The following is a 23,847-nucleotide window of genomic DNA, read 5'->3' on the forward strand; positions in this document are numbered from 1 at the left end:
TATGACAGATTACGACGAAGAGGCAATTCCAATGTATCTTTTGAGATATTTATGGTCGCAATCGGATTCAATATCAGGAAATATCACAATATGATTCATAAAAGAAAGCCGAGCGAAGAAAGAATGAAGTGCTGCTAGAACAGTTATTCACATACTGAAAAACGTTATTCACAGCTATATAGGGATATTGCGCCCAAAAATGGGTGTTTTTTTATGTCTAAATGCCCGTAAACAGATTTTATCTGGCTGTAGGGAGTCAAAGAAAGAAAAAAAGAGCTGGTCCAGCTCAGTGATTATCCATAAATCACTTTACTGGGTCAGCCCCTTTTTATGTAGTTTAATGGCTATTTTTTTGAAAAACTATTATTTAATTCATATTTATAAAACAATATATTACAATAAAAATGTCAACAAAACCTCTTATATATGCATTATTTCTCATAACCAATTGAGAATGACATAATACATAATCATCTTTATTACAGTTATGAAAAGGAGTGAACATGAAAAAAATACTAAGAAACACGTTGTTAATCTCATTAGCATTTATTCTAATTGGCTGCAGTAAAACACAATCTAAAGAAGAAATACTTCAAGAAAAATATAAAGTCATTGAGTCATTCTTTAATGCTTACAGCAAGAAAAACTATGAGGAAATGTACAAGTATTGTACAAAAGAAATGAAAGAAGGATTTACTCAAACTGTTAAAGCAATTCCAACCGCTAATCTGATCGTAGAGAAGAAGATTACGACAATTACTCATGAAAAGAAGGAATACATCTCAGTTAAACTTATAGTAGAAGCCACAATAAAAAGTTCTATCTATCCAGGGGATTTATGGCTTATTGATGTACTTGTAGAAAAAGTTGATGGTAAATGGCTTATTACTCATTATACAACTGGATAAAATCCTCCTTACTAAAAAAATAACGAAACACTTTATGAGTTGATAAACCAATCCCAAAAAATGTTTCGTTTTTCTTTATTATTAATTGAATCAACGTAAATGAAACGTAAATTTTTTCGTTTCATTTACGTTTTATCTTTAAATATTATAATGCATCTTACTTTTTGGAATACTTCGTTCCTCTTCCTCTTCCGTGTTTCACGATATATCCTATATCCATTAAGCCATTCAAGATTTTTATCGTCTTCGATTTACTCCAATCTAGCTTCTCGGCTATTTCACTACTACTATAACGTAATTCACCTTTAAGCAAATCTAATAATCTATTTCCATCAGATGTAATTGTACCAGTTGCTGATAAAACAGGTAGGATAACTGTTATAGAATTATCCCTTATTTCAAAGCTTGGTTTAATTGGGGAATCTTTATAAGCGTCTATAATTCGTTTAATTCCAGTACCAAACATCTCAATATAATGTAGTCTGAAGAATATATGTCCTAATATTGGATTTCTTAATGTTGAAATATTACCATGTAAATATTCATCTTCACTTATTCCAGTTGGTAATCCACCCGGAGATGACACCTCTATCCTATCATCAAACATTGAAATTCTAATATTAGAATCTACATCCCATGTTCTATGAACTAAAGCATTCGCAACAGCCTCTCTAAAAGCTTTTTCTGGAATCATTTCATTTAAAACTCTATCAGATCCCTTTATTTGCTCATACTGATAGTATCTGCGATACATAACTACGGCGTTATTATACTGTGTAATAATAGAAACATTGCTGAAGGTTTCTCTATCCAATATATTATCAATAGAACTACCAAAACGTGTAATATCAATTCCAGGAAAACTATTTTTATCAGATAATAAAGAAGCGGCATTATTTAGACGTCCATCTTTCGTATAAAGTCCTAAAGTTCTAAGAGTATCATTGTTTACTTTTGTAATTCCAAGCTTTTCAATAAGACTTTTCTCAAGCACGGTAAATGACATCTCATCATCATTAAATAATGATTCAAAATACAAATTTTCACCTTCAAGTGTGAGGCGTTTTAATTCAATCTGATCAACCGCAACAGATGAAGTATCACTTCTACGATATGCCTTCCCTTTATAATAATAAGGCTTATATCTTCCCTCATTTACTTCTAAGGTTATTACATTATTCTTTCTATTAATGGAAAGCGAATAATCCGGCTTAGGGGAAATAGAATCGTTGATTTTATTTTCAATATCCAAGCATTTTTGTTCAGGGTTATTTATTCCAAGAACATCTCCATTATCCGCAATTCCAAATTGAATTTTACCAGTTCCAAAATTTGAGAAGGCACTAACTGTCTTTAAAAATGAATTTGTCACTTCAGATTTGTATTCTAATGTTTTTGTTTCTTTCATAAAATAACCTCCTGCTCTTTAGTATAATTTTATCATAAGATAAACGAAACGTAAATGAAACGTAAATTTTTTCGTTTTATTTACGTTTCACAAAAAACACGAAAATAGTATTTTCGTTTAATTACGTAATAAAAAAATAAGAATAGCGAGTCGCTATTCTTATTTTAATTTCCAGATATCTTCATTGTACTGAGCAATAGTTCTATCACTTGAGAAGTATCCAGCTTTTGCAATGTTAATTAACATCTTCTGAGCCCAAACACGACGATTTGAATAATCTTCAATAGCCTGCTGTTTAGTCTTGATATAATCTTTTACATCAAGAAGAGCCATGAACCAGTCTTTAGTCCATAAATCATGATGTAATCTTTCTAATGATTCAATTCCATCTTTACCGCTGATTTCTTTCATTTCATCAGATACGATGAAGTCTACTAATTCTCTAATATCTTCATCTTCTTCAAGAATCTTAGCTGAGCTATAATCTTCATTTTCATAATGAGCGATAACTGTATCACTGTCTTTACCAAAGACATAGATGTTTTCATCTCCTACTAGCTGATGAATTTCTACATTGGCACCATCATCAGTACCAATAGTGATTGCACCATTAAGCATAAGCTTCATGTTACCAGTACCACTTGCTTCCTTAGAAGCTAATGAAATCTGTTCTGAGAAATCTGCTGCAGGAATAATCTTTTCTGCATAAGTTACATTGTAGTTTTCTACCATTACAACACGAAGATATTTATTAACTTCTGGATCATTGTTAATTAATGACTGAAGACAAAGAATTGTATGAATAATATCTTTTGCAAGAATGTAGGCAGGAGCAGCTTTTGCACCAAAGATGCAAGTGATTGGATGGGCAGGATAATGTCCTTTTTTGATTTCTAAATATTGATGGATGATAGAAAGGACATTCATTTGCTGACGTTTATATTCATGAAGACGTTTAATCTGAATATCAAAGATTGAATCTTTGTTTAGATCAATATCTTCTTTATCTTTGATGTATTTTACAAAGTCTGCTTTTTTCTTATCTTTAATACTTAATAATTCATTTAATACTTTATCATCATTAATGAACTTTAATAATTCATCTAACTTAGAAGCATCTTCTTTATATCCTTCTCCAATTAGAGAATCAATGAAGTCAGTTAATTCTTCATTACATGAAAGAAGCCATCTTCTAAATGTAATACCATTTGTCTTATTGTTAAACTTAGAAGGATATAAATCATAGAAATCCTTTAATTCTGTATTCTTTAAGATATCAGTATGAATAGCTGCAACACCGTTGATCGCATATCCAAAATGAATATCCATGCTTGCCATATGAACTAACTGATCTTTATCGATGATGGCAGTCTTTTCATTTCTGCTTCTTTCTCCTGCTACCGCATCCAATGCTTCAATGATTGGAATAAGCTGAGGAACGATTTCTTCTAGATAATGCATTGGCCATTTTTCTAATGCTTCTGCTAAGATTGTATGGTTAGTATATGCACAAGTCTTAGATACAATACGGATTGCTTCTTTGATTGTAATACCTTCTTTCATCATTAATCTAATTAATTCAGGAATAATTAATGATGGATGAGTATCATTGATCTGAATTGCTACATGTTTAGCAAGATCTCTTAAATCAATCTTTTTCTTTCTAAGATCTTCAAGAATCATCTGGGCACCAGATGATACCATGAAGTACTGCTGATATAATCTTAATTTCTTTCCTTCTTCATCACTGTCATCAGGATAAAGGAATAATGTTAAGTTCTTAAGAACATTTTCTTTGTCGAAAGAGATACCATCTTTAACGATTGCTTCATCAACGCTATCAATATCAAATAAGTGAAGTTTATTCTTGTTTCCTTTATAGCCAAGAACATCAATATCATAAAGTCTTGATCTTAATGCAAAGTCTTTATATTCTACAAGATAAGATTTTCCTGTCTTGTTTAACCATGTGTTCTCATCAATCCAAGGGTTAGGCATTTCATACTGTTTCTTATCCTTGAAAGTCTGTTTAAATAATCCAAGATGATAATTTAATCCAACACCATCTCCAGGTAAGTCCAATGTTGCAATTGAATCTAAGAAACAAGCTGCTAATCTACCTAGACCACCATTTCCAAGTGATGGTTCATTTTCAATTTCTTCAATTTCAGATAGTGAGAAGCCATTCTTTTCAAGAATATCTTTGACATCTTTACGAATACCAAGATTGATAAGGTTGTTGCTCATGAGCTTCCCAATCAGGAATTCTGCAGAAAAGTAATAAACTTTTCTTTCACCATCAATTAAAGGCTTTTCTTCAGTTAAATCTTTTACAAGATGTAACAATACTGCATAAACTTCTTCATTAGATAATTCTTTTAATGCTTTTCCATAGCCTTTCTGACTTAAAGTTTCTAATTGTTTTTCAAGTAACATGATAAACTCTCCTTGTTAATAACGATGATATGTTGTCGTTAACTTTTTCATTTTTTCATTAAGCGCTTCTGTTAATTCTTCCTGTAGAACTCTCCACATCCAGTTTCCACCTAATGTGTTAGGTGTATTCATTCGTGCACTATTATCTTTCATTAAATAATCCTGAAGAGGAATAATGCACATTCTTGATACTGAAGAGAAGACAAGCGCAAGACAGGCATCAAGCCATTCTTCATGGCTATCGCTTTCAATTTTTAAATATTCTTTTAGTGCTTTCTTTTCAATTGGCAAGATGGAATCAAACCATCCCATCATTGTTTCATTGTCATGTGTTCCAGTGTAAACAACACTGTTTTCAATGTAGTTATGAGGCAAGTAGCTATTAGCACCGCTAGAATCACGTGAATCAAATGCGAACTGTAAAATCTTCATGCCAGGATACTGGCAATCTTTTACTAGCTGCTTAACGCTATCTGTTAGATAGCCTAAATCTTCTGCAATGACATTCATCTTGCCAAGCTTGCTTTCAATAGCCTTAAATAAAGCAAGACCTGGACCTTTTTCCCAATGTCCATTGACAGCTGTTTCATCCCCATAAGGGATAGAATAATATTCATCAAAGCCTCGGAAATGATCGATACGAACGACATCGTAGGCATCTCTTGCATAAGCCATACGTGCTATCCACCATTCGTAGTTTGTCTTTTCATGAACATCCCAACGATAAAGAGGATTTCCCCAAAGCTGTCCTGTTGCTGAAAAGCCATCAGGTGGAACACCAGCAACTGCTTCTGGTTTAACATCTTCATCTAGTTGGAATAATTCAGGATGAGACCAAACATCCGAAGAATCAAATGCGACATAGATAGGAATATCTCCGATAATAGCTACATTCATTTTATGAGCATACTTTTTTAGTCTATACCACTGTGTCCAGAAGATATACTGCATAAAACGATGATAGTTCATTTCATAAGATAACTCTTCTCTCTTTTTCGCAAGTACATTCTCATCTCTAGAACGGATATCCTGAGGCCAGAATAGCCAGCTCTTGTTTTCATACTGAGACTTGATTGCCATAAATAATGCATAATCATCAAGCCACCAGGCATTCTTTTTACTGTAGGATATGAATCCTTCATCATTTTCAATATGACTGTTCTCATATGCTTTTCTTAATAGCTTATAGCGATGTTCATAAAGGTAGGCATAATCTACTTCTTCTTTATGTATATCTTTCTCAGGAAGATCCTCTTCACTGATCCAACCATTTTCACAAAGCTCATCTAATGAAATAAAATAAGGATTTCCCGCATAAGTAGAAAATGATTGATAAGGTGAATCACCATAACCAGTAATACCCAAAGGTAGAATCTGCCAGTAAGTCTGTTTTGCTTTTGACAAAAAATCTATAAATTGATAAGCTGCCTGATCAAAGCAGCCAATGCCATAATTGCTTGGCAATGCACTTATTGGCAATAATACTCCACTTTCTCTCATATTGCTTCCTCCAAAATAATGCCATAATGATCTGATACACGATCTTGATCAAATATTACTTGATGACTCTTAATTAAACGTTTCTTATTGGACATGATATAATCAATTCTCATGCCCTTTTCCTCCTGATCCCATCCTGCAATCTTACCAGGAATTGTTTCTTTTCCTTTAACCTCTTTTGCTAAAGTACGAGTATCAATCCAGCCATTTTTTAGAATGTAATCATAGCTTTCTTTTCTTCTATCGTCTGGCGCATTGAAATCTCCAGCGATGTAGACATTCTTTTTATCTTGTACATGATTCATCAATGTTTCCCATTGATGTACAAATGGTTCATCTTCATCATCCCACCATCCAAAATGAACAGTGTAGATCCACACTCCATTGCTTTCAATCGCTAAGGCTGCTCTTTTCTTCCAGTTATAATAATCATCTGTATTGGTTAATACAAACTCTTCAGTAGAAACAATTGGTGTCTTTGAGAAGATAGCTAACCCTTCATCAAATTTATCAAAGCCAATCTTGATTGGCATCCAGTTCCATTGATAATCTTCAAGATAAGAAGATAAAGCTAAAGCATAATTATCAGATTTCAGCTGATGGCAGCCTCTATAGCTAGAGGGTGCCATCACTGAATCTGCATTTATTGATTGGTTAACTTCCTGTAAAGCAATGACATCAACATCATTCTCCAGGATGAACTTTGCTACTTTATTTAATTTTTCTAAGCCATTCTCTTCTGATAAGGAATGTGTATTGAGTGTCATTATTTTCATAGTCATTACCCCATTAATGCATCATTAATATCTGATTTTAAGACGTCTGCCTTAGGTCCATAGATTGCCTGGATACCATTATCTTTCTTAACTAGACCCATTGCGCCTTCTTTTTTCCATTCTTCTAATTCTGCAACTTTATTGACGTCTTTTACTGTAACTCTTAATCGAGTCATACATGCATCTACTAATTCAATATTTTCTCTACCGCCAAGTAAAGCGATGATTGCTTCTACCTGAGCGCTTCCCTGATGACCTTCACCAGTTTCATCCTGTGCACCATCATAGTTACCTAATCTACCAGGAGTTGCATAATGGAATTTCTTGATCATAAAGTTAGCTACAAAATATCCAACTACACCAAAGACGATGCAGGCAATAATAAAGTTGATGATATCTCCACCAAGACCAGCCTGTAAGGACATAGGTACACGAGTTAAGAATTCAACGTTACCAAATGAATGTAAACGAAGATGAACAACACCAGAAGCTGCGAATGCAAGTCCCTGTAATACTGCATATACGATATATAATGGCAATGCTGCAAACATGAACATGAATTCAATTGGTTCAGTTACACCAGTAAGCAATACTGCCAATACTGTAGAAACGAACATTGATTTATACTGTTTTTTCTTATCCTCATCAACATTCTTGAACATAGCATAAGCAACACCAGTAAGCATACCTGTTGCACCAATCATCTGTCCAACCTTGAATCTAGCAGGTGTAACTGTAGTTAATAAGTGATGATATGCTGTCATATTGCCAGCGTTCTTGAAGTTGATTAAGTCATTAACCCAAGCTAACCATAATGGATCCTGACCAAATACCTGTTTACCAATATTAGCACCAGTTGCAATTGTATATGTTCCACCAAATGAAGTATAGTTCATTGGAATCGTCAACATGTGATGTAAACCAAATGGCAATAATAAACGTTCCAATGTACCATATACAAATGGTGCAAGGATTGGAGATGTTTTAGATGAGTTCGCAATCCAAATACCAAATGAGTTGATACCACCCTGAATGAATGGCCAAACAATTGACATGATAATAGAAATAACGACTGAATAAGCAATAACCATAATTGGGACAAAACGTTTACCATTGAAGAATGATAAAGCATCAGGTAATTTTCTGAAGTTGTAGTATTTGTTATAAACAACACCACCAACGAAACCAGAAATAATACCGACAAATACACCCATGTTCAAGGCTGCTTCACCAAGAACAGTTGTAAAGTATCCATTAACTGGAATAGCTTGTCCAAATAATGTATGTGTCATCGCATTAGAAGCACTTACCATATCAGCAGTTACCCCAAAGATAGAACCTGTAATTCTATTAATTAAGATAAAGGCGATCAAGGCTGCGAAAGCACCACCGGCTCTTTCTTTAGCCCAGCTACCACCGATAGCACAAGCAAATAGAATATGTAAGTTATTGATAATAGCCCAACCAATGTTTTCCATTGTTGTACCAATTGTCATCACAAGACTTAAATCAGCACCAGCCATCTGTACTAGCTTACCAAGTGAAATCATCAACCCAGCAGCTGGCATAACAGCGATAACTGTCATCAATACTTTTCCTAATTTCTGTAAGAAATCAAAATTAATATGTGGACCTTTCTTTGAAGAAATTGTCATGATTTCTTCATTAACATCATGATGACCTGCATTGATCTTTAGTTTTTCTTTTTCTAATGGTGAAGTAATAATAACAGGTGTCACAATATTAATATCTTCTTTAACAAAACGGTCATAATCTGCTTCATAAAGCAAAGTACCTTTTGTAACCTGATCTCCTTCTTTCACATGGAAGTAGAAACCTTCTCCTTTAAGATCAACTGTTTCTAACCCATAATGAATAAGGATTTCTAATCCATCTTTTGTCTTTAAGCCCACTGCATGTTTGGTTGGGGCAATCATTGTAACTTCACCATCTACTGGTGAATAGATCTTACCATCATCTGGAATAATGCCACATCCATTTCCCATCATCTTCTGTGAGAAGACTGGATCTGGAATCTCTTCAATAGGAATAACTTTTCCCTTAATTGGAGAGACGATTGTTTTCTTGCTCATAAAACTTATCCTCCTCTTATATAGTGATTTCATCACACAAACGTTTGTTAGCACTTACAAGATGATTGTAGAAAAAAATGAAAACGTTATCAACATCATTTTCGCATCTTTTTTGCTTATTTGTGCAACATTTGCGCAAATATATGCGCAACAGTTTGCGTATGAATGTTTTCATAATTTTTACAATATAAATATTTTATGTTTTATGTTCCTTTCTTTATGCTTTATTTTACGATTTGACATCCCCATTTTTTCTACTTAAGATAAGTATAGGAGGAATACATATGGGAGTTACTATTAAAGATATCGCTAAAAAAGCAGGAGTCTCTACTTCAACTGTATCACGTGTTATAAATGATCACTATTCAATTAGTGATGAAACTAAAAAAAGAGTACGTGATATTATGAATGAACTCGGCTATCACCATGAACATGCACGTACCATTCATACAATTGGCGTTGTCTTTCCTCGTTCAATGGTTGATGCCTACGAAAACCCATTCTACCTTGGAATCGTAAGAGGAATCAGCTATATATGCAATAAATATTCTTATCGTTTAAATGTCATTACCGGTGCTAATTTCCATGAATTAAAGAATTCCATGGAAATCACACAAGCTGATGGCTATATCTTCCTTTATTCTGATATAGAAGATTCACTATTAGAATATATGAATACTAATAATCTTCTTTATCTTATTGTAGGCAAGCCTACAAGCAATACGAATTCTACCTTAAGTGTTGATACTGATAATGTTCAGGCTGGATATGAAGCAACTAAATATCTTATTGCGCTGGGTCATACTAAAATTGGATATGTTGGCACAAGCAAAAAGAAACAGTTCTCAGTGGATCGTAAGGTCGGCTATCTTCAAGGAATCACTGAAGCTGGTCTTGGCATCAAGACACAGTATATGGTCGATCTGTCTTCTAGTTATTCTTATAATCCAACTCAGATTCTAGAACTATTAACACAGGAGGACCGTCCTACTGCCTTTGTAGTATGTGATGATATCTATGCTACAATTATTATCAGACTCATTGAAGAAATAGGACTTAAAGTCCCTGATGATATCTCCATTGTCAGCTTCAATAATTCCATCTTTGCAAGACTGATGCATCCAGCATTAACATCACTTGATATCAATGCCAACCAGCTAGGAATGGAAGCTGTCAGTCAACTGATCAAGCATATTGAAACACCTGGTATGTTTGCGACAAGAACCATTGTTCCTTTTACCATTACAAAAAGGGATAGCTGTAGAGCTATGAAATAGAATATGCATATAAAAACACCCTCACAGCTAAGCTGTGGGGGTGTTATTTTAAATTATCTAATTTCTTGCAAAACAAATCATTTGATCAAGAATATGTTTTAGTTCTTCTCTTTGTGAATTTGTCATACGTGATACTTTAGCATTATGTCCCTTTACCGTATCAAGATGTACTCTAACTTCATGCTTTGAATTAATAGCTACAACTAATGGAACGTAAATCTCTTTTTCGTGGACATATTTCTTATAAAATACCGTGAGTTGACTTCTAAGTGTAGAATTAAAAGATTTATCATGAACATTTAATACATAACTTTTATCTCCTGCATCTTTTAAACAATGATCTAATTCCGGTAAAAGTTCTATACACCATGGACATTCAGGAAATCCAAGATAATAGACTCCTTTTTTTCTTTTTTTAATTCTATTTATAACTTCTTTTGGAGAAACTTTAATCATACGTGGCGTATGATCATTATAAGCAATATTATGCTCAGTTTTATTTGTAATGTAGTTAATACTTGTTAAAATTATAATAAAAACAATAATACTGATGAATACTTTACTTTTTTTCATTTTTTCAATAGATTCATAATAGATAAAAGAATAATTTCACCATCTGCAGTAATAGGAAAAATATTTATTAACTGACATAAGCACATAATCTTAAAGACAATAACCTTATTCTCAGGTATGATAAATGTTAATAGTATCATCAAAAGTGGAGATGATGAGACAATTAAATTTTTTATATTATCTTTAGTGTTTTTATACACAACTGAAGGAACCAAAAATTTCAGCTTTATTTTTGGTTCTAATTTCAGTGCTTTTGCAGTCAGATAATGAAAAAATTCATGTAAAATTATTGATAATATTATTTCAATTATCACTTGTAACAAAACATTAAGCATGCTTTTTATTGATTATATAATATATAGCTAACCATATTAAAATAAAAGCAAATAAGCATATAGCTGTTTTTGGTGTTAACGTAAAGTAATTTTCAAGCAATTTATTCGTCATTTTTGTAGTAATACGCATACCTAACATTGTGAAATTAATTCCAGAATGTTGAATAGAAAATAATGTATGAATAAAGTCTAATACAAAAACAACCATGAATACCATAATTGCATAACTGATTTGTTTAATATAATTCATCTTGTAGCCTCCTTAATTGTTAAATACGTAACCATCATTAAAATGATAAAGATAGTACATAACACATATATATTTCCAAACAAATAAATAATAATCAATAAAATCATTACTGTTGATGTAATGAGTTCATTCATATTACTTATACTTTTAGGTAAAAGTATTCCCAAAATCAATGCAGATAATGAAAGATTAATACCATAAAGAAATACCATTAATCCATGATGTGTAGTTAACCCCAACACAAGAGAAGGCATTTCTACTATGCAAATAATTAATAATAATGAGATAAACTCATATAAAGATGATATTCTGTAATGTGGAAACATTTTTCTTACTGACATTGTTGTATTGCCGTAATATAAAAAAATCAATGCTAATATTGGAAAAAGAAAATTTATTATTTCAATATCTTTAATCACAAAATAACAATAACAAGCCATGCTCGCAATAAGAAAGGATGTGACTTTAAAAAATCTTGTTCGTAAAAGAGCCAAAAGAAACAAAGAAGGTTGAATACATGAAATATGTGTATATTCACTTGTCATATAAAGATTCAAATTTTTTTGCATGATCCAACTCAAAATAAAAAGAACAACACCAGCGATCATTGCACTTATTGTAATTGTTAACAATGAGATAGGCTTATCAGCAATAAAACTCTCTATCTTGTATTTATAATCTACAAAATAATAATACATTGAACCTAATAAAAGAAGCTGGTATACACGAATAAACCATTTTTTATGTAGACAGGAACGTATAAACCGCAGTGTCTGAAATACTCCTAAAAAAACAACGTGTATACTTATAACTATAAGCATAGATGTAAAAATTTCATTTGTAATTAATACTAGTGCTGGTATTAAAATAATAACGAAAAGTTCAAATAATATAAGAGATAAACTTAGAAAGAATAGCCTTTCACTATTGAGTATGTCTTTCTTTCTAAAAGGCAATGCTTTTGTAAAATAAATTGACTTCATATTTAAATGAACACCTGAATCCAATAACAAAAATATAAAGCCTGCCAATAAAAAAGTTATACTGTATAAACTAGAAAGTGTTTGTCTTTTCGCAATCATTAACTCGTTTACACTTGTAGACATCGCAACATTTTTTAAAACATTAACCTGATTTACATTCATATAAAAATAGAAAAAATAAAAAATTAATAAACTTAATCCAATAAGATAACGAATATATTTCTTTTTTAATAAAGGATGTTTAAACAGACCTTGAAAAGAATCTTTAAAATAAAATTTATAAAGAAAGTATGTATTCATTAATGACTTCCTGCTTTCTTTTATATTCATTTTCTTTTTTTATTTCTTCTATCATCATCATTTTATCTTGTGTTACTTTACAAAGTTTACCCTTTTTCATCATATAACATTCACATTGAAGATTTTCAATAAGATACATTTCATGTGTCACTAATACGAATGCTCTTTTACGAGAAAGCTTTTGTATTAGTGCTTCTAGTAAAAGCACTGTTTCAAAATCAAGACCATTAAAGACTTCATCCGCAAATACATATTGTGTATTAGAAGCAATAGCAGCAATAATCTGTATCTTCTTTTTCATCCCGTACGAATATGTTTCAATAAGTTTAAGGTATGCTTCATTGAAATCAAGAAGTGTTAAAAGATAACTAACACTTTCTTTATGCGAATGTGGGTAACGTGCCAATACAAACTCAACGTATTCTTTGCCTGTCATGTACTCTGGTAAATAAAAATCAGATGGTATATAAAAACATTCTTTTTTTCTTTCTTCATCTGACATATTTTCATAACTCATTACTCCCTCATCTTTATCAATGAGATCATTAATTATATTAAATAAGGTTGTTTTACCACATCCATTAAGTCCAACTATAACAGTAATACCTATATTATTGAATGTAAATGACAAATCATCAATTACTTTATGGTTATTATATGACTTTGATAAATGTGATAGATATAAACTCTTATTTTCTAACGACGTTTGCATCCTATTCCCATCTCCCAAATCTTAGGCCATCGAAACTTAATTCTTCCTGCAAAACTATATCCTCTTCTTGTGCAATAAAATGCATATGCAAAATGTGAAACTACAATCAAGAGTGCAAAGAAACACCAAAACCATTTGTTTTCAATTTCATTTTCATATTTTCTCTTCAACTGATAATGATATGATATCAAATTGCTATATAAATTACCCATAACTTATACCTCCTATATATAATACACATATATTATATATTTATTTATTAAAGAATTCAATATGAAATATTTAATATCAAACAAACTAACATCTTTTTATCTTTAAAACAAAGACCACTAACATAATCGTTAGTGGTCTTTTAAGACTATTTTATTTTGTCATACGATCTCTGCGATATTTAATATAGTCACTTATTCCTAAGACAAGAGTAAGTGCTACAGAGTAAAGGAGAATCATCAAGTATGTGCTATCTGTTTTTGTAAAGTATTTATACAAAAGCATAATCACAAAGATGATTACCCATTGAATAAGATATCTTAGTAAGAGTTTCATATTACTTCAACCCTTTTACATTGATTCTTACTAAAGCTTTTTTAAGAGCTATTTCAGCACGCTTGATATCTAGATCATCAGTAGGATGTTCTAGTCTGCTCTGTGCTCTCTTTTCAGCTTCTTTTGCTCTTTGAAGATCGATTTCTTCTGGTGATTCAACAGCATTACCAATAACAGTAACTTCGTTTTCACCTACATAAAGGAATCCACCGGCAATCGCAAACTCATATGTCTGTCCATCAATCTTATAGTTCATTTCAGAGATATCTACACCACTTGCGAGAGGGATATGATGCGCAAGAACACCGATGTATCCATCAGTAGTCTTAATGTTCAAAATATCCACATCCACTTCCCTGTAGGTACCTTTTGGTGTGACAATCTTTAAATGAAACTTACTCATTTTTCATTGCTTCAGCTTTCTGTACGGCTTCTTCGATTGTACCTACATTGTGGAATGCCTGTTCTGGTAAATCATCATATTTACCTTCAAGAATCTCTTTGAAACCTTTTACTGTATCTTCTACATGAACATACTTACCTTCAAGACCAGTGAACTGTGATGCTACTGAGAAAGGCTGAGATAAGAAGTTACGAATTCTTCTTGCTCTTGCAACAGTCTGTTTATCTTCATCACTTAATTCATCCATACCTAAGATAGCGATGATATCCTGTAATTCCTGGAATCTCTGAAGGATTTCCTGTACACCATGAGCAACTTCATAATGTTCTTTACCAACAATATTTGGATCCAATCCTCTTGAAGAAGAGTTAAGTGGATCTACGGCTGGATAAATACCTAAAGCTGCGATACCACGATCAAGTACGACACGACCATCAAGGTGTGTAAATGTAGTTGCTGGAGCTGGGTCAGTTAAGTCATCAGCAGGGACATAAACGGCCTGTACTGATGTGATTGATCCCTTCTTAGTAGAAGTGATACGTTCCTGTAAAGCCCCCATTTCAGTTGCTAATGTTGGCTGATATCCGGCCTGAGAAGGAACACGTCCTAATAAGGCAGAAACTTCTGAACCAGCCTGAGTGAAACGGAAGATGTTATCGATGAATAGTAAGACATCCTGTCCCTGTTCATCACGGAAATATTCAGCCATAGTTAAACCTGTAAGGGCAACTCTAAGTCTTGATCCAGGTGGTTCATTCATCTGACCAAAGACAAGTGTTGTCTTAGATAATACTCCCGATTCTTTCATTTCATAGTATAAGTCGTTCCCTTCACGTGAACGTTCACCTACACCAGAGAAAACAGATAATCCATTATGTTCAGTAGCGATATTGTTAATGAACTCCTGAATTAATACGGTTTTACCTACACCGGCACCACCAAATAGCCCTGTCTTACCACCCTTGATGAATGGGCAGATCAAGTCTACAACCTTGATACCTGTTTCAAGGATTTCTGTTTCTGTTTTCTGATCTGCATATGTTGGTGCAGCTCTGTGAATAGGCATATGCTTTTCTTCACTTAATTCTTCTTTACCATCAATGGCATGTCCAAGAACATTGAACATTCTTCCTAAAGTGTTATTGCCTACAGGTACACTGATTGGAGCACCTGTATCAATAGCTTCCATCTGTCTTGTTAAACCATCAGTTGAACCCATGGCAATACAACGTACAACATCGTCACCGATGTGCTGTGCAACTTCTAGTGTCAATTCTTCACCATGGTTATTAACCAAGATGGCAGTATTTAATTCTGGTAGATTTCTATCACCAGAGAACTGAACATCGACAACTGGTCCACGGGCACTTACGATTTTCCCTATATTAGACATATGGCACCTCCTTCTTATTCAACATTGGCACCAGCCACAATTTCACTAACTTCATTAGTGATTGCAGTCTGACGAGCCTGGTTATATTTTAATCTTAATTCATCAGTTAATTCTTGTGCATTATCTGTCGCATTTTCCATTGAAGCTCTTCTTGAAGCATTTTCACTTGTAACTGATTCTACAAGATATCCATAAATGACAGCCTGTAGATACATTGGAATCAAGCTTCCTAGCACTTCTTCAGGAGAAGGTTCAAATAATGTCTGTTTACGTAGTTCAGTTGATTTCTCATTTCTAAGATCACTTTGATCCACGGGAAGAAGCTTCACATTACGTGGAGTGAATGTAATATTATTTACAAATTCAGTATAGATGATATGAATGCTCTTAATGTTCTTAGCAACATATTCATCCAATAGATGATTTGTCATTCTTACAATATCCTTAAATTCCAAAGTAGAATTTAAATCAATCCACTGTGTGTTAAGCTCCACATTGCGATGGTTTTTGCAATAGGCATAGCCTTTATTTCCAATCATGTAAACAAGATCGCCATCTTTGACTTCTTCATTTAGCATCTTGTATACGTTAGCATTATATCCACCACATAACCCTAAGCTGGATGTAATCACAATATAAGCATCTTTTCCTTCTTCATTAACTTTAAGATAAGGAGAATAGACACTCTTTCCTGAATATTCAAGAATCTCTGCACAAGTATCTTTTACTTGTGTATAGTAAGGCTTCATTTCATCAAGTCTTTTTCTTGTTTTCATCAGTTTGGAACTTGCGACAAGCTGCATCGCTTTCGTGATCTTCATCGTAGAATCAATTGATTTCATACGACGTTTGATTGCCTGCATCTGTCCTGCCATAAGCAATTACCCCGCTGTCTGCAGTCTTTCGAACTGTTCTACATAAGCTTTCATGGCAGTCTTCAAGTCAGAAGACAATGCGTCTGATAAGACTTTCTTTTCTTCAATTTCCTTGATGTATTCTGGATGTTTAACAGTAATGTTATCGACTAGACCATCCATGAATTCAGTCATCTTTTCAATCTTGATAGTCTTTGTTAAACCGTTCTTTAAGGCAAACAATGTCAAGATCTGAGTAGTAACTGGACGAGGAGAATACTGAGACTGTACTAAGACAGATCTGATTCTTTCCCCATGATCAATTGTAGCCTGAGTAGCTTCATCAAGGTCAGAACCGAACTGTGCAAATGACTGCATTTCAGTATACTGTGCCAATTCAAATTTTAATGATGAAGACACCTGCTTCATTGCTTTAATCTGCGCTGCAGAACCTACACGTGATACAGATAATCCAGTATCGATGGCTGGTCTGAAACCAGAGTTAAATAATTCCTGCTGAAGGAAGATCTGACCATCAGTGATTGAAATAACGTTAGTAGGGATATAAGCTGAGATATCACCTGCCTGTGTTTCAATGATAGGAAGGGCAGTAATTGATCCTCCACCATTTTCTTCATTAAGCTTACAAGCTCTTTCCAATAATCTTGAATGAAGATAGAAGACATCACCTGGATACGCTTCACGTCCTGGTGCTCTCTTTAATAATAATGATAATGTTCTATATGCTACGGCATGCTTAGATAAGTCATCATAAACAATAAGAACATCTTTACCCTGTTCAAGCCATTCTTCACCAATAGCACATCCTGCATATGGTGCAATGTATTGAACTGGAGCTAATTCACTGGCTGAGGCAGAAACAACGGTAGTATATTCCATTGCTCCACCCTGCTTTAATTTATTAACAACCTGTGCAACTGTTGAGTTTTTCTGTCCAATTGCAACATAGATACAATAAATATTCTGACCTTTCTGGTTAAGAATTGTATCAATCGCAATAGCAGTCTTACCTGTCTGTCTATCACCGATAATCAACTCACGCTGACCTCTACCAATTGGGATAATCGCATCAATAGTTGTAATACCAGTCTGTACTGGTTCATCTACTGACTTTCTTGTCATAACCCCTGGGGCAATTCTTTCAATTGGTCTTGTTTTAGTAGTATGAATTTCTCCCTGTCCATCAATTGCCTGTCCTAAAGGATTGACAACACGTCCTAATAATTCATCACCTACAGGCACTTCGATAATGCGTCCTGTTCTACGCACTTCGTCGCCTTCCTTGATATCATCTGCGTTACCTAATAGTGTGACACCAACACTGTCTTCATCTAAGTTCATGACCATCCCATAAACATCACCTGGGAATGCAATTAATTCCCCAAGCATGGCATTATCAAGTCCATGAATAAGAGAGACACCATCACCGACAGTCATGACTGTACCGACATCTTTCTGTTCGATGACATCATCAAAGTGCTTAATTTGTTCTTTGATTAAGGCACTGATTTCATCCGGTCTTAAACTCACACTTGTCACCTACTTTCTAAAAGCTTACTTCTAAGCTTTTCAACTTTATTTTTAATAGAATCATCATAGACTCTTGTATTAATTTGTACCTTGATACCACCGATTAAAGATTCATCGATAATTTGTCTTAGCACAATAGTCTTGTTTTCCTTTTCACTCATTGCTTTTTCTACATCTTTAAGCTGTTCATCACTTAACGCATAAGGTGTATAAACAAGACCCTCTTCAATTCCTAATTTCTTATTGCATAAACCAATAAAGCTTTTCACAATATCACGAATGTAGCGAATTCTTCTTTTCTTAACAAGAAGCTTAAGGAAGTTCAATACGTACTTATTGATAGATGAAGAAAAACTATCATCTAATAGCTTGCACTTATCTTCATCAGAAATAAGTACATGTGAGAAAAACTGTACGATTTTTGGATCACTTTCTAACACTTCATCGACAAGCTTCATATCATCTAAATATGAGCTGATTGCATCTTCTTCAGAAGCTAATGCAAAAAGTGATTCTGCATATCTTTCTGCTACAGTATCCATTAGTTGATTACCTCATCCACAAAACTTTTGACCATATCATCATTAGTGGATGCATCCATGTCTTTCTGCATGATCTTAGTAGCTACTTCAGTAGCAATATCAACGATTTCTTCCTTCATTTCAGCTCTCGCCTGCGCTTTTTCAGCTTCAATCTGTTCTTCAGCCTGCGCAATCTTATTTCTAGCCTGTTCGTTGGCTTCATTCATGATTTGTTGCTTTGCTTTATTTGCGTCTTCCTTCGCAAGATCAATGATTTCACGATACTGCTTAGCAGAAGCTCTTGCCTGTTCTTCACTTTCCTGAAGATAAACAGTAGCTTTCTCTCTCATATCTTTAGCATCATTGATATTTTTCTCAATAGCATCAGCTCTTTTATCCATGAAATCTAGAACATATTTCCATAAATATTTCTTGAATAAAAGAAATAAAACACCAGTTGAGAGTAACTGTACAATAATTGTTACAAAGTTCGGGAATAGCTTTAATTCAATATTTGGCATAGCAATTCCTCCTATTTATTTTTAGTAAACGAATAATAAGATTAATGAAACTAATAGACCATATAAGGCAACAGTTTCTGTCATGGCAACACCCATGATCATTAATGTACGAATCTTACTTTCTGCTTCTGGGTTTCTTCCTAATGCTTCAAGAGCCTTAGAAACGGCAATACCTTCCCCAATACCTGTACCTAAACCAGCAATAATTGCTAGACCTGCTGCAATTGCAATTAAACCTTTGTCTGTCATAATGATTTCCTCCTAATTTTATGTATAGACAATTCTTACAACTTTATTCCTCATCCGGATTTTCAATAGAAATCAGGATTGTGGATAATGTTACGAAAACAAGAGCCTGAATCACACCAGAGAATATATCAAAATATGCATGTAATAATGGTGCCAAAACAGGACCTAAGAAGTTAAATGGAATGACTTTATAAGATAAAAATGAAGTAAACTGATAAATCAAAGCCATAATAAATGAACCACTTAACACGTTACAGAATATACGCATTGAAATAGAAATCAATGGCGAAATAGTTCCAAATAAATTTGTTGGCGGGATAAGATTTGATTTCAAATAAGCACCTATCCCATTATGCTTAATAGAATTAATCTGAATAAGCGTAAATGTTACAAGAGTCAGCGCCAACGTCACCGACCAGCTCGATGTAGGTGCTTCAAAGCCAAGAAGTCCTGATAAGTTTGCGACTAATAGCCAAATAAACAACATCGCAAAGTAGGGATAATAATTCTTTTCAAACTTCTTAGGCATAATGCTTTTGAAGTAATCATAGAGCCACTTAATCAAGATCTCCACAAGGAGAATAATGCCGTGTGGCTTTTCAAGAGGATCTGCTTCTCGAAATTTCTTGCCTGCCCAAATAAAGAAAACTGCTAAGCAAATAGTGATGATCAATGATGATACCAATTCTGCCTGAATAACAATCTTCATTATCAATGATTCCTCCTTTCCCCAAGTATCGTCCAATAAATTGTCAGCTTAGGCAACATCAAGGCGATAAAAACTGCTGCAAGATGAACATACTGCTTCATAAATATACCCGCTAACAACGCTAATGCATACAGCATCATCTTGACAAAATGCATAACCATAACAATCAATACGGACTTCTTCAATGAAATGATCATATCGATCATTTCTATATTTACAAGATATACGATCATCCCCATGATGGATCCTAAGATCCATCCAACGGGGATAGTGTAATCTCTTGTAACAAAAGTGATGATAAATGACACAATTAATCCAAATAGAAAGGGAATCTTACAATCATTTATCATTTTTTTGAGATCACTCATTAGTCAGTACCAAATAAACGATCTCCGGCATCTCCTAGACCAGGAACAATATATCCCTTTTCATTTAAATGATGATCTAGGGCTGCAAGCGTAATATCTACATCAGGATGTGCTTCCTGTAATGCCTTAACACCTTCAGGAGCACCAACTAAACATACCATCATGATATCTTTAGCGCCTCTATCTTTAATAGCTTTGATAGCATCCATTGCACTACCACCAGTAGCAAGCATTGGATCTACAATGATGACCTTAGAACTTTCAAGTCCACTTGGGAATCTTGCATAGTATTCATGAGGAATCAATGTTTCTTCATCACGATACATACCAATATGACCAATCTTAGCATTTGGCATAATAGTTCTAAATCCATCGACAAGACCAATACCAGCTCTTAGGATTGGTACAAGTACGATCTGCTTATCAACTTCATAACCAGTAGTCTTGCATACTGGAGTTTCAATATCTTTAAGTTTCAAAGGGAAATCCTTTGATACTTCATATGCCATCAACATTGCGATTTCATCAAGGTTCTGCTTGAAAATATATGTTGATGTGTTCTTATCTCTCATAATTGATAACTTATGCTTAATTAAAGCATGATCTAAAATCTTAACGCTCATAGTTTAATCCTCATAACTTAAATCTTTGTACATAGTGACTTTATCAGTAAGAGCCTTCACTCTTCTTAAACATTCATTCTTGATTTCATCAGTTTCATCATTCTTAAGTCTAAGAGCAATGATCTTACCAACTTCTCTAAAGTCTTCTTCCTTAAAGCCCTTAGTAGTCATAGCTGGAGTACCAACTCTAATACCAGAAGCCTTAAATGGTTTTTCAGTATCGAATGGGATAGCATTCTTGTTGGCAGTGATATTAACTTCATCAAGAAGACGCTGTGCCTTCTTACCTGTAATACCACAGCTTGCTTTAACATCAATAAGAAGAAGATGGTTATCAGTTCCACCAGCGACAAGTCTGAATCCTTCTTCTTTTAAAGACTCTTCCAATGCCTTCGCATTCTTTCTGATCTGTTTTGCATAATCTTTAAAATCATCCTGTAATGCTTCATAGAAGCAAGCTGCCTTAGCAGCGATGATATGCATCAATGGCCCACCCTGCATTCCTGGGAATACAGCTCTGTTGATTGCCTTAATCATTTCTTCATCATTACACATGATTACACCACCACGTGGTCCTCTAAGTGTCTTATGTGTTGTTGTAGTAACAACATCAGCATAAGGGAATGGTGAAGGATGTTCTCCTGCTGCAACCAAACCAGCAATATGTGCCATATCGACCATGAACAATGCTCCATTTTCATGAGCAATTTCTGCCATAGTCTTAAAATCTATAGTTCTCGAATAAGCGCTAGCACCTGCAACAACAAGTTTAGGCTTAACTTCTTCCACCTGTTTCTTGAATGCTTCATAATCAAGCATTTCAGATTCACGATCCACACCATATGCATGGAATTCATAAGTCATTCCTGAATAATTTAATGGATGACCATGTGTTAAATGACCACCATCATTTAAAGACATACCTAATACCTTATCTCCAGGCTGTAATAATGCAAAATAAACAGCTGTATTAGCCTGAGCCCCAGAGTGAGGCTGTACATTTGCATATTCACAATGGAAAAGCTTCTTTAATCTTTCAATAGCTAAAGTTTCAACTTCATCTACAAACTGGCATCCTCCATAATATCTTTTTCCTGGATATCCTTCAGCATACTTGTTTGTAAGAACTGAACCAGCTAATTCCATAACCTGTTGTGATACAAAGTTTTCAGAAGCAATAAGTTCAATATTGTTTCTTTGACGATCTAACTCTCTTTGTACACTTGCAAATACTTCACTATCTCTCATTCTCCTACTCCCTTTCTAGCGCCATCATCTTTTCAATACGCTTGATGTGTCTTCCACCTTCAAATTCAGTATGTAGCCATGCATTTAAGATTTCAACAGCTAAGCCTTCTCCAATAACTCTCTGTCCCATGGCAATCATATTGGCATCATTATGTGCTCTTGTAGCTTTTGCACTAAATACATCATGACATAAAGCACAACGAATACCTTTTACTTTATTAGCAGTAATGGACACACCAATACCTGTTCCACACACTACAACACCTCTATCACATTCGCCATTGGCAACTGCCTTAGCCGCTTTCGATGCATAATCTGGGTAATCACAAGATTCTTCTGAATATGTTCCGAAATCAACAACCTCAACCCCTTGAGCTTTCATGTTTTCAATCAAAACATTTTTAAGACGGAATCCTCCGTGATCACACGCAATTGCTATTTTCATGAATTAAAGACCTCCTCAATATCTTCCTTCGTGATTGCTCCTTCTCTTAAGATCTCCACTTTCCCGTCTGTTAATTTAACAACCGTACTCGCAAGAGAAGAAGACGTCTGTCCCTTCACAACAAGAGGAATTCTTCCATCAAGCTGTTCAAGAACTTCCTTTTCGTTAGTTGTATTCCCTCCTCCTGACAAGTTAGCACTTGTCACAGAAAGAGGACCAACCTCATTGATAAGATCCAAGACAAACGGACTATCAGGAATCCTGATTCCAATAGTTGGAAGACCATTTGTCATGGCAGGATCAACACTCTCTTTACGATTTAAAACAAGCGTAATGCGACCTGGCATAAAAGCTTTAGCAACCTTCATGATTCTTTCATCAACATAGGCATACTTCTCTAACATATCAATATGTGATAACATCAATGTCACCGCTTTTTTCTGATCTCTGTTTTTCACGGTAAACAAGCTATCTAAGGCTTTCTTATTTCCAAACTGAACACCTAATCCATAGACGGTCTCCGTCGGAAAAGCAACAACGTCTCCCTTCAAAATACATGCTTTAATTTCATCCATTTTTTCAGGTAAAACTACCTTAGTCATATAATCACCCCATACTAAAATGTATTTTAACATAAACTACCCTAAATGAGTATAAAAAACCATCGAAGAACAAGCGATATCTTCGGATTTTTTCATCATTTTATGCAAAATCCCTATTTTGCATAAATCCATTACTCATTTTATAAAGTTCCCGACAGAAAATCCACGTGCCTTTAGACCGTGGGATGAATGGCAGTTAAAATATATGGTATAATATACATACAGGAAATCCTATTTCCGAGTCTTTAGAAAGGAGAAAGCTG

The 23,847-nt window shown here is 34.1% G+C and carries 26 protein-coding genes; 2 read left to right on the plus strand and 24 right to left on the minus strand.

Features of this window, described 5'->3' with window-relative positions:
* Positions 1–503 precede the first annotated feature (503 nt).
* Positions 504–908 carry a hypothetical protein gene (locus T513_RS0107250; RefSeq protein WP_031589606.1) on the plus strand — a complete coding sequence of 135 codons (405 nt, stop codon included), beginning with the start codon at positions 504–506 and terminating at the stop codon, positions 906–908.
* A 157-nt stretch (positions 909–1,065) separates the two neighbouring features.
* Here the strand turns inward: T513_RS0107250 and T513_RS0107255 are convergent, their stop codons facing one another.
* From T513_RS0107255 to T513_RS0107275, 5 genes are all read right to left on the minus strand, one after another.
* On the minus strand, positions 1,066–2,316 hold the full coding sequence (locus tag T513_RS0107255) for an ATP-binding protein (protein WP_031589607.1): 1,251 nt from the start codon (positions 2,314–2,316) through the stop codon (positions 1,066–1,068).
* Between the two features lie 159 nt (positions 2,317–2,475).
* On the minus strand, positions 2,476–4,752 hold the full coding sequence (locus T513_RS0107260) for a glycogen/starch/alpha-glucan phosphorylase (RefSeq protein WP_029070912.1): 2,277 nt from the start codon (positions 4,750–4,752) through the stop codon (positions 2,476–2,478).
* 15 nt (positions 4,753–4,767) lie between these two features.
* Entirely contained in the window at positions 4,768–6,252 is a 1,485-nt protein-coding gene (malQ, locus tag T513_RS0107265; RefSeq protein ID WP_031589608.1) for a 4-alpha-glucanotransferase, read from the minus strand.
* On the minus strand, positions 6,249–7,028 hold the full coding sequence (locus tag T513_RS0107270) for an endonuclease/exonuclease/phosphatase family protein (protein WP_031589609.1): 780 nt from the start codon (positions 7,026–7,028) through the stop codon (positions 6,249–6,251). Before T513_RS0107270 ends, malQ begins: the two co-directional genes overlap by 4 nt.
* 5 nt (positions 7,029–7,033) lie before the next feature.
* Positions 7,034–9,121: a PTS transporter subunit IIBC gene (locus tag T513_RS0107275; protein ID WP_080703131.1), complete on the minus strand. Its 2,088-nt coding sequence runs from the start codon at positions 9,119–9,121 to the stop codon at positions 7,034–7,036.
* Between the two features lie 284 nt (positions 9,122–9,405).
* Between T513_RS0107275 and T513_RS0107280 the strand changes: the two genes are divergently transcribed.
* The gene (locus T513_RS0107280; protein ID WP_031589611.1) at positions 9,406–10,398 is read left to right on the plus strand and encodes a LacI family DNA-binding transcriptional regulator; all 993 of its coding nucleotides are present in this window, start codon (positions 9,406–9,408) and stop codon (positions 10,396–10,398) included.
* Between the two features lie 57 nt (positions 10,399–10,455).
* Here the strand turns inward: T513_RS0107280 and T513_RS0107285 are convergent, their stop codons facing one another.
* From T513_RS0107285 to T513_RS0107375, 19 genes are all read right to left on the minus strand, one after another.
* The gene (locus tag T513_RS0107285; RefSeq protein WP_031589612.1) at positions 10,456–10,971 is read right to left on the minus strand and encodes a hypothetical protein; all 516 of its coding nucleotides are present in this window, start codon (positions 10,969–10,971) and stop codon (positions 10,456–10,458) included.
* A 327-nt stretch (positions 10,972–11,298) separates the two neighbouring features.
* Positions 11,299–11,556 (minus strand): hypothetical protein, encoded by a 258-nt coding sequence (locus T513_RS0107295; protein ID WP_031589615.1) that lies wholly within the window; start codon positions 11,554–11,556, stop codon positions 11,299–11,301.
* Positions 11,553–12,839: a hypothetical protein gene (locus tag T513_RS0107300; protein WP_031589617.1), complete on the minus strand. Its 1,287-nt coding sequence runs from the start codon at positions 12,837–12,839 to the stop codon at positions 11,553–11,555. The genes T513_RS0107295 and T513_RS0107300 overlap by 4 nt, the downstream gene beginning before the upstream one ends.
* Positions 12,817–13,551, minus strand: coding sequence for an ATP-binding cassette domain-containing protein (locus T513_RS0107305; RefSeq protein ID WP_031589619.1), 735 nt, complete (start codon positions 13,549–13,551; stop codon positions 12,817–12,819). The genes T513_RS0107300 and T513_RS0107305 overlap by 23 nt, the downstream gene beginning before the upstream one ends.
* On the minus strand, positions 13,536–13,763 hold the full coding sequence (locus T513_RS0107310) for a hypothetical protein (protein ID WP_031589620.1): 228 nt from the start codon (positions 13,761–13,763) through the stop codon (positions 13,536–13,538). The genes T513_RS0107305 and T513_RS0107310 overlap by 16 nt, the downstream gene beginning before the upstream one ends.
* 151 nt (positions 13,764–13,914) lie before the next feature.
* Positions 13,915–14,097, minus strand: a complete 183-nt coding sequence (locus T513_RS11470; protein ID WP_035876881.1) for a hypothetical protein — start codon at positions 14,095–14,097, stop codon at positions 13,915–13,917.
* Between the two features lies 1 nt (position 14,098).
* Positions 14,099–14,500 (minus strand): ATP synthase F1 subunit epsilon, encoded by a 402-nt coding sequence (gene atpC, locus T513_RS0107315; protein ID WP_031589622.1) that lies wholly within the window; start codon positions 14,498–14,500, stop codon positions 14,099–14,101.
* Positions 14,493–15,893, minus strand: a complete 1,401-nt coding sequence (atpD, locus tag T513_RS0107320) for a F0F1 ATP synthase subunit beta (RefSeq protein WP_029070905.1) — start codon at positions 15,891–15,893, stop codon at positions 14,493–14,495. Before atpD ends, atpC begins: the two co-directional genes overlap by 8 nt.
* A 14-nt stretch (positions 15,894–15,907) precedes the next feature.
* A complete protein-coding gene (gene atpG, locus T513_RS0107325) occupies positions 15,908–16,768 on the minus strand; it encodes an ATP synthase F1 subunit gamma (RefSeq protein ID WP_031589623.1) in 861 nt (286 codons plus the stop codon).
* A gap of 6 nt (positions 16,769–16,774) precedes the next feature.
* Positions 16,775–18,298, minus strand: coding sequence for a F0F1 ATP synthase subunit alpha (atpA, locus tag T513_RS0107330; protein ID WP_031589626.1), 1,524 nt, complete (start codon positions 18,296–18,298; stop codon positions 16,775–16,777).
* 5 nt (positions 18,299–18,303) lie between these two features.
* The gene (locus T513_RS0107335; protein WP_029070902.1) at positions 18,304–18,840 is read right to left on the minus strand and encodes a F0F1 ATP synthase subunit delta; all 537 of its coding nucleotides are present in this window, start codon (positions 18,838–18,840) and stop codon (positions 18,304–18,306) included.
* A complete protein-coding gene (gene atpF, locus T513_RS0107340; protein WP_029070901.1) occupies positions 18,840–19,340 on the minus strand; it encodes a F0F1 ATP synthase subunit B in 501 nt (166 codons plus the stop codon). The genes T513_RS0107335 and atpF overlap by 1 nt, the downstream gene beginning before the upstream one ends.
* Positions 19,341–19,361: 21 nt before the next feature.
* Positions 19,362–19,589 (minus strand): ATP synthase F0 subunit C, encoded by a 228-nt coding sequence (gene atpE / locus T513_RS0107345; RefSeq protein ID WP_029072628.1) that lies wholly within the window; start codon positions 19,587–19,589, stop codon positions 19,362–19,364.
* A 43-nt stretch (positions 19,590–19,632) separates the two neighbouring features.
* A complete protein-coding gene (locus T513_RS0107350; RefSeq protein ID WP_031589627.1) occupies positions 19,633–20,298 on the minus strand; it encodes a F0F1 ATP synthase subunit A in 666 nt (221 codons plus the stop codon).
* Between the two features lie 2 nt (positions 20,299–20,300).
* On the minus strand, positions 20,301–20,648 hold the full coding sequence (locus T513_RS0107355; RefSeq protein WP_143452180.1) for a hypothetical protein: 348 nt from the start codon (positions 20,646–20,648) through the stop codon (positions 20,301–20,303).
* Positions 20,649–20,665: 17 nt separating this feature from the next.
* Positions 20,666–21,289: a uracil phosphoribosyltransferase gene (upp, locus tag T513_RS0107360; RefSeq protein ID WP_029070897.1), complete on the minus strand. Its 624-nt coding sequence runs from the start codon at positions 21,287–21,289 to the stop codon at positions 20,666–20,668.
* A 3-nt stretch (positions 21,290–21,292) separates the two neighbouring features.
* Positions 21,293–22,537, minus strand: coding sequence for a serine hydroxymethyltransferase (gene glyA, locus T513_RS0107365; protein ID WP_029072626.1), 1,245 nt, complete (start codon positions 22,535–22,537; stop codon positions 21,293–21,295).
* 4 nt (positions 22,538–22,541) lie between these two features.
* Complete coding sequence (gene rpiB, locus T513_RS0107370) at positions 22,542–22,982, minus strand: ribose 5-phosphate isomerase B (RefSeq protein WP_029070895.1); 441 nt, start codon at positions 22,980–22,982, stop codon at positions 22,542–22,544.
* Entirely contained in the window at positions 22,979–23,584 is a 606-nt protein-coding gene (locus T513_RS0107375; protein ID WP_029070894.1) for an L-threonylcarbamoyladenylate synthase, read from the minus strand. Before T513_RS0107375 ends, rpiB begins: the two co-directional genes overlap by 4 nt.
* Positions 23,585–23,847 lie beyond the last annotated feature (263 nt).

The organism is Kandleria vitulina DSM 20405 (assembly GCF_000702065.1).
Lineage (GTDB): Bacteria > Bacillota_I > Bacilli_A > Erysipelotrichales > Coprobacillaceae > Kandleria > Kandleria vitulina.

Bases quoted from the DNA above. Each gene is read 5' to 3' on its own strand.
- T513_RS0107250 (WP_031589606.1), top strand. From the start codon at position 504: ATGAAAAAAATACTAAGAAACACGTTGTTAATCTCATTAGCATTTATT.
- T513_RS0107255 (WP_031589607.1), bottom strand. From the start codon at position 2,316: ATGAAAGAAACAAAAACATTAGAATACAAATCTGAAGTGACAAATTCA.
- T513_RS0107260 (WP_029070912.1), bottom strand. From the start codon at position 4,752: ATGTTACTTGAAAAACAATTAGAAACTTTAAGTCAGAAAGGCTATGGA.
- malQ (WP_031589608.1), bottom strand. From the start codon at position 6,252: ATGAGAGAAAGTGGAGTATTATTGCCAATAAGTGCATTGCCAAGCAAT.
- T513_RS0107270 (WP_031589609.1), bottom strand. From the start codon at position 7,028: ATGAAAATAATGACACTCAATACACATTCCTTATCAGAAGAGAATGGC.
- T513_RS0107275 (WP_080703131.1), bottom strand. From the start codon at position 9,121: ATGAGCAAGAAAACAATCGTCTCTCCAATTAAGGGAAAAGTTATTCCT.
- T513_RS0107280 (WP_031589611.1), top strand. From the start codon at position 9,406: ATGGGAGTTACTATTAAAGATATCGCTAAAAAAGCAGGAGTCTCTACT.
- T513_RS0107285 (WP_031589612.1), bottom strand. From the start codon at position 10,971: ATGAAAAAAAGTAAAGTATTCATCAGTATTATTGTTTTTATTATAATT.
- T513_RS0107295 (WP_031589615.1), bottom strand. From the start codon at position 11,556: ATGAATTATATTAAACAAATCAGTTATGCAATTATGGTATTCATGGTT.
- T513_RS0107300 (WP_031589617.1), bottom strand. From the start codon at position 12,839: ATGAATACATACTTTCTTTATAAATTTTATTTTAAAGATTCTTTTCAA.
- T513_RS0107305 (WP_031589619.1), bottom strand. From the start codon at position 13,551: ATGCAAACGTCGTTAGAAAATAAGAGTTTATATCTATCACATTTATCA.
- T513_RS0107310 (WP_031589620.1), bottom strand. From the start codon at position 13,763: ATGGGTAATTTATATAGCAATTTGATATCATATCATTATCAGTTGAAG.
- T513_RS11470 (WP_035876881.1), bottom strand. From the start codon at position 14,097: ATGAAACTCTTACTAAGATATCTTATTCAATGGGTAATCATCTTTGTG.
- atpC (WP_031589622.1), bottom strand. From the start codon at position 14,500: ATGAGTAAGTTTCATTTAAAGATTGTCACACCAAAAGGTACCTACAGG.
- atpD (WP_029070905.1), bottom strand. From the start codon at position 15,893: ATGTCTAATATAGGGAAAATCGTAAGTGCCCGTGGACCAGTTGTCGAT.
- atpG (WP_031589623.1), bottom strand. From the start codon at position 16,768: ATGGCAGGACAGATGCAGGCAATCAAACGTCGTATGAAATCAATTGAT.
- T513_RS0107335 (WP_029070902.1), bottom strand. From the start codon at position 18,840: ATGGATACTGTAGCAGAAAGATATGCAGAATCACTTTTTGCATTAGCT.
- atpF (WP_029070901.1), bottom strand. From the start codon at position 19,340: ATGCCAAATATTGAATTAAAGCTATTCCCGAACTTTGTAACAATTATT.
- atpE (WP_029072628.1), bottom strand. From the start codon at position 19,589: ATGACAGACAAAGGTTTAATTGCAATTGCAGCAGGTCTAGCAATTATT.
- T513_RS0107350 (WP_031589627.1), bottom strand. From the start codon at position 20,298: ATGAAGATTGTTATTCAGGCAGAATTGGTATCATCATTGATCATCACT.
- T513_RS0107355 (WP_143452180.1), bottom strand. From the start codon at position 20,648: ATGATAAATGATTGTAAGATTCCCTTTCTATTTGGATTAATTGTGTCA.
- upp (WP_029070897.1), bottom strand. From the start codon at position 21,289: ATGAGCGTTAAGATTTTAGATCATGCTTTAATTAAGCATAAGTTATCA.
- glyA (WP_029072626.1), bottom strand. From the start codon at position 22,537: ATGAGAGATAGTGAAGTATTTGCAAGTGTACAAAGAGAGTTAGATCGT.
- rpiB (WP_029070895.1), bottom strand. From the start codon at position 22,982: ATGAAAATAGCAATTGCGTGTGATCACGGAGGATTCCGTCTTAAAAAT.
- T513_RS0107375 (WP_029070894.1), bottom strand. From the start codon at position 23,584: ATGACTAAGGTAGTTTTACCTGAAAAAATGGATGAAATTAAAGCATGT.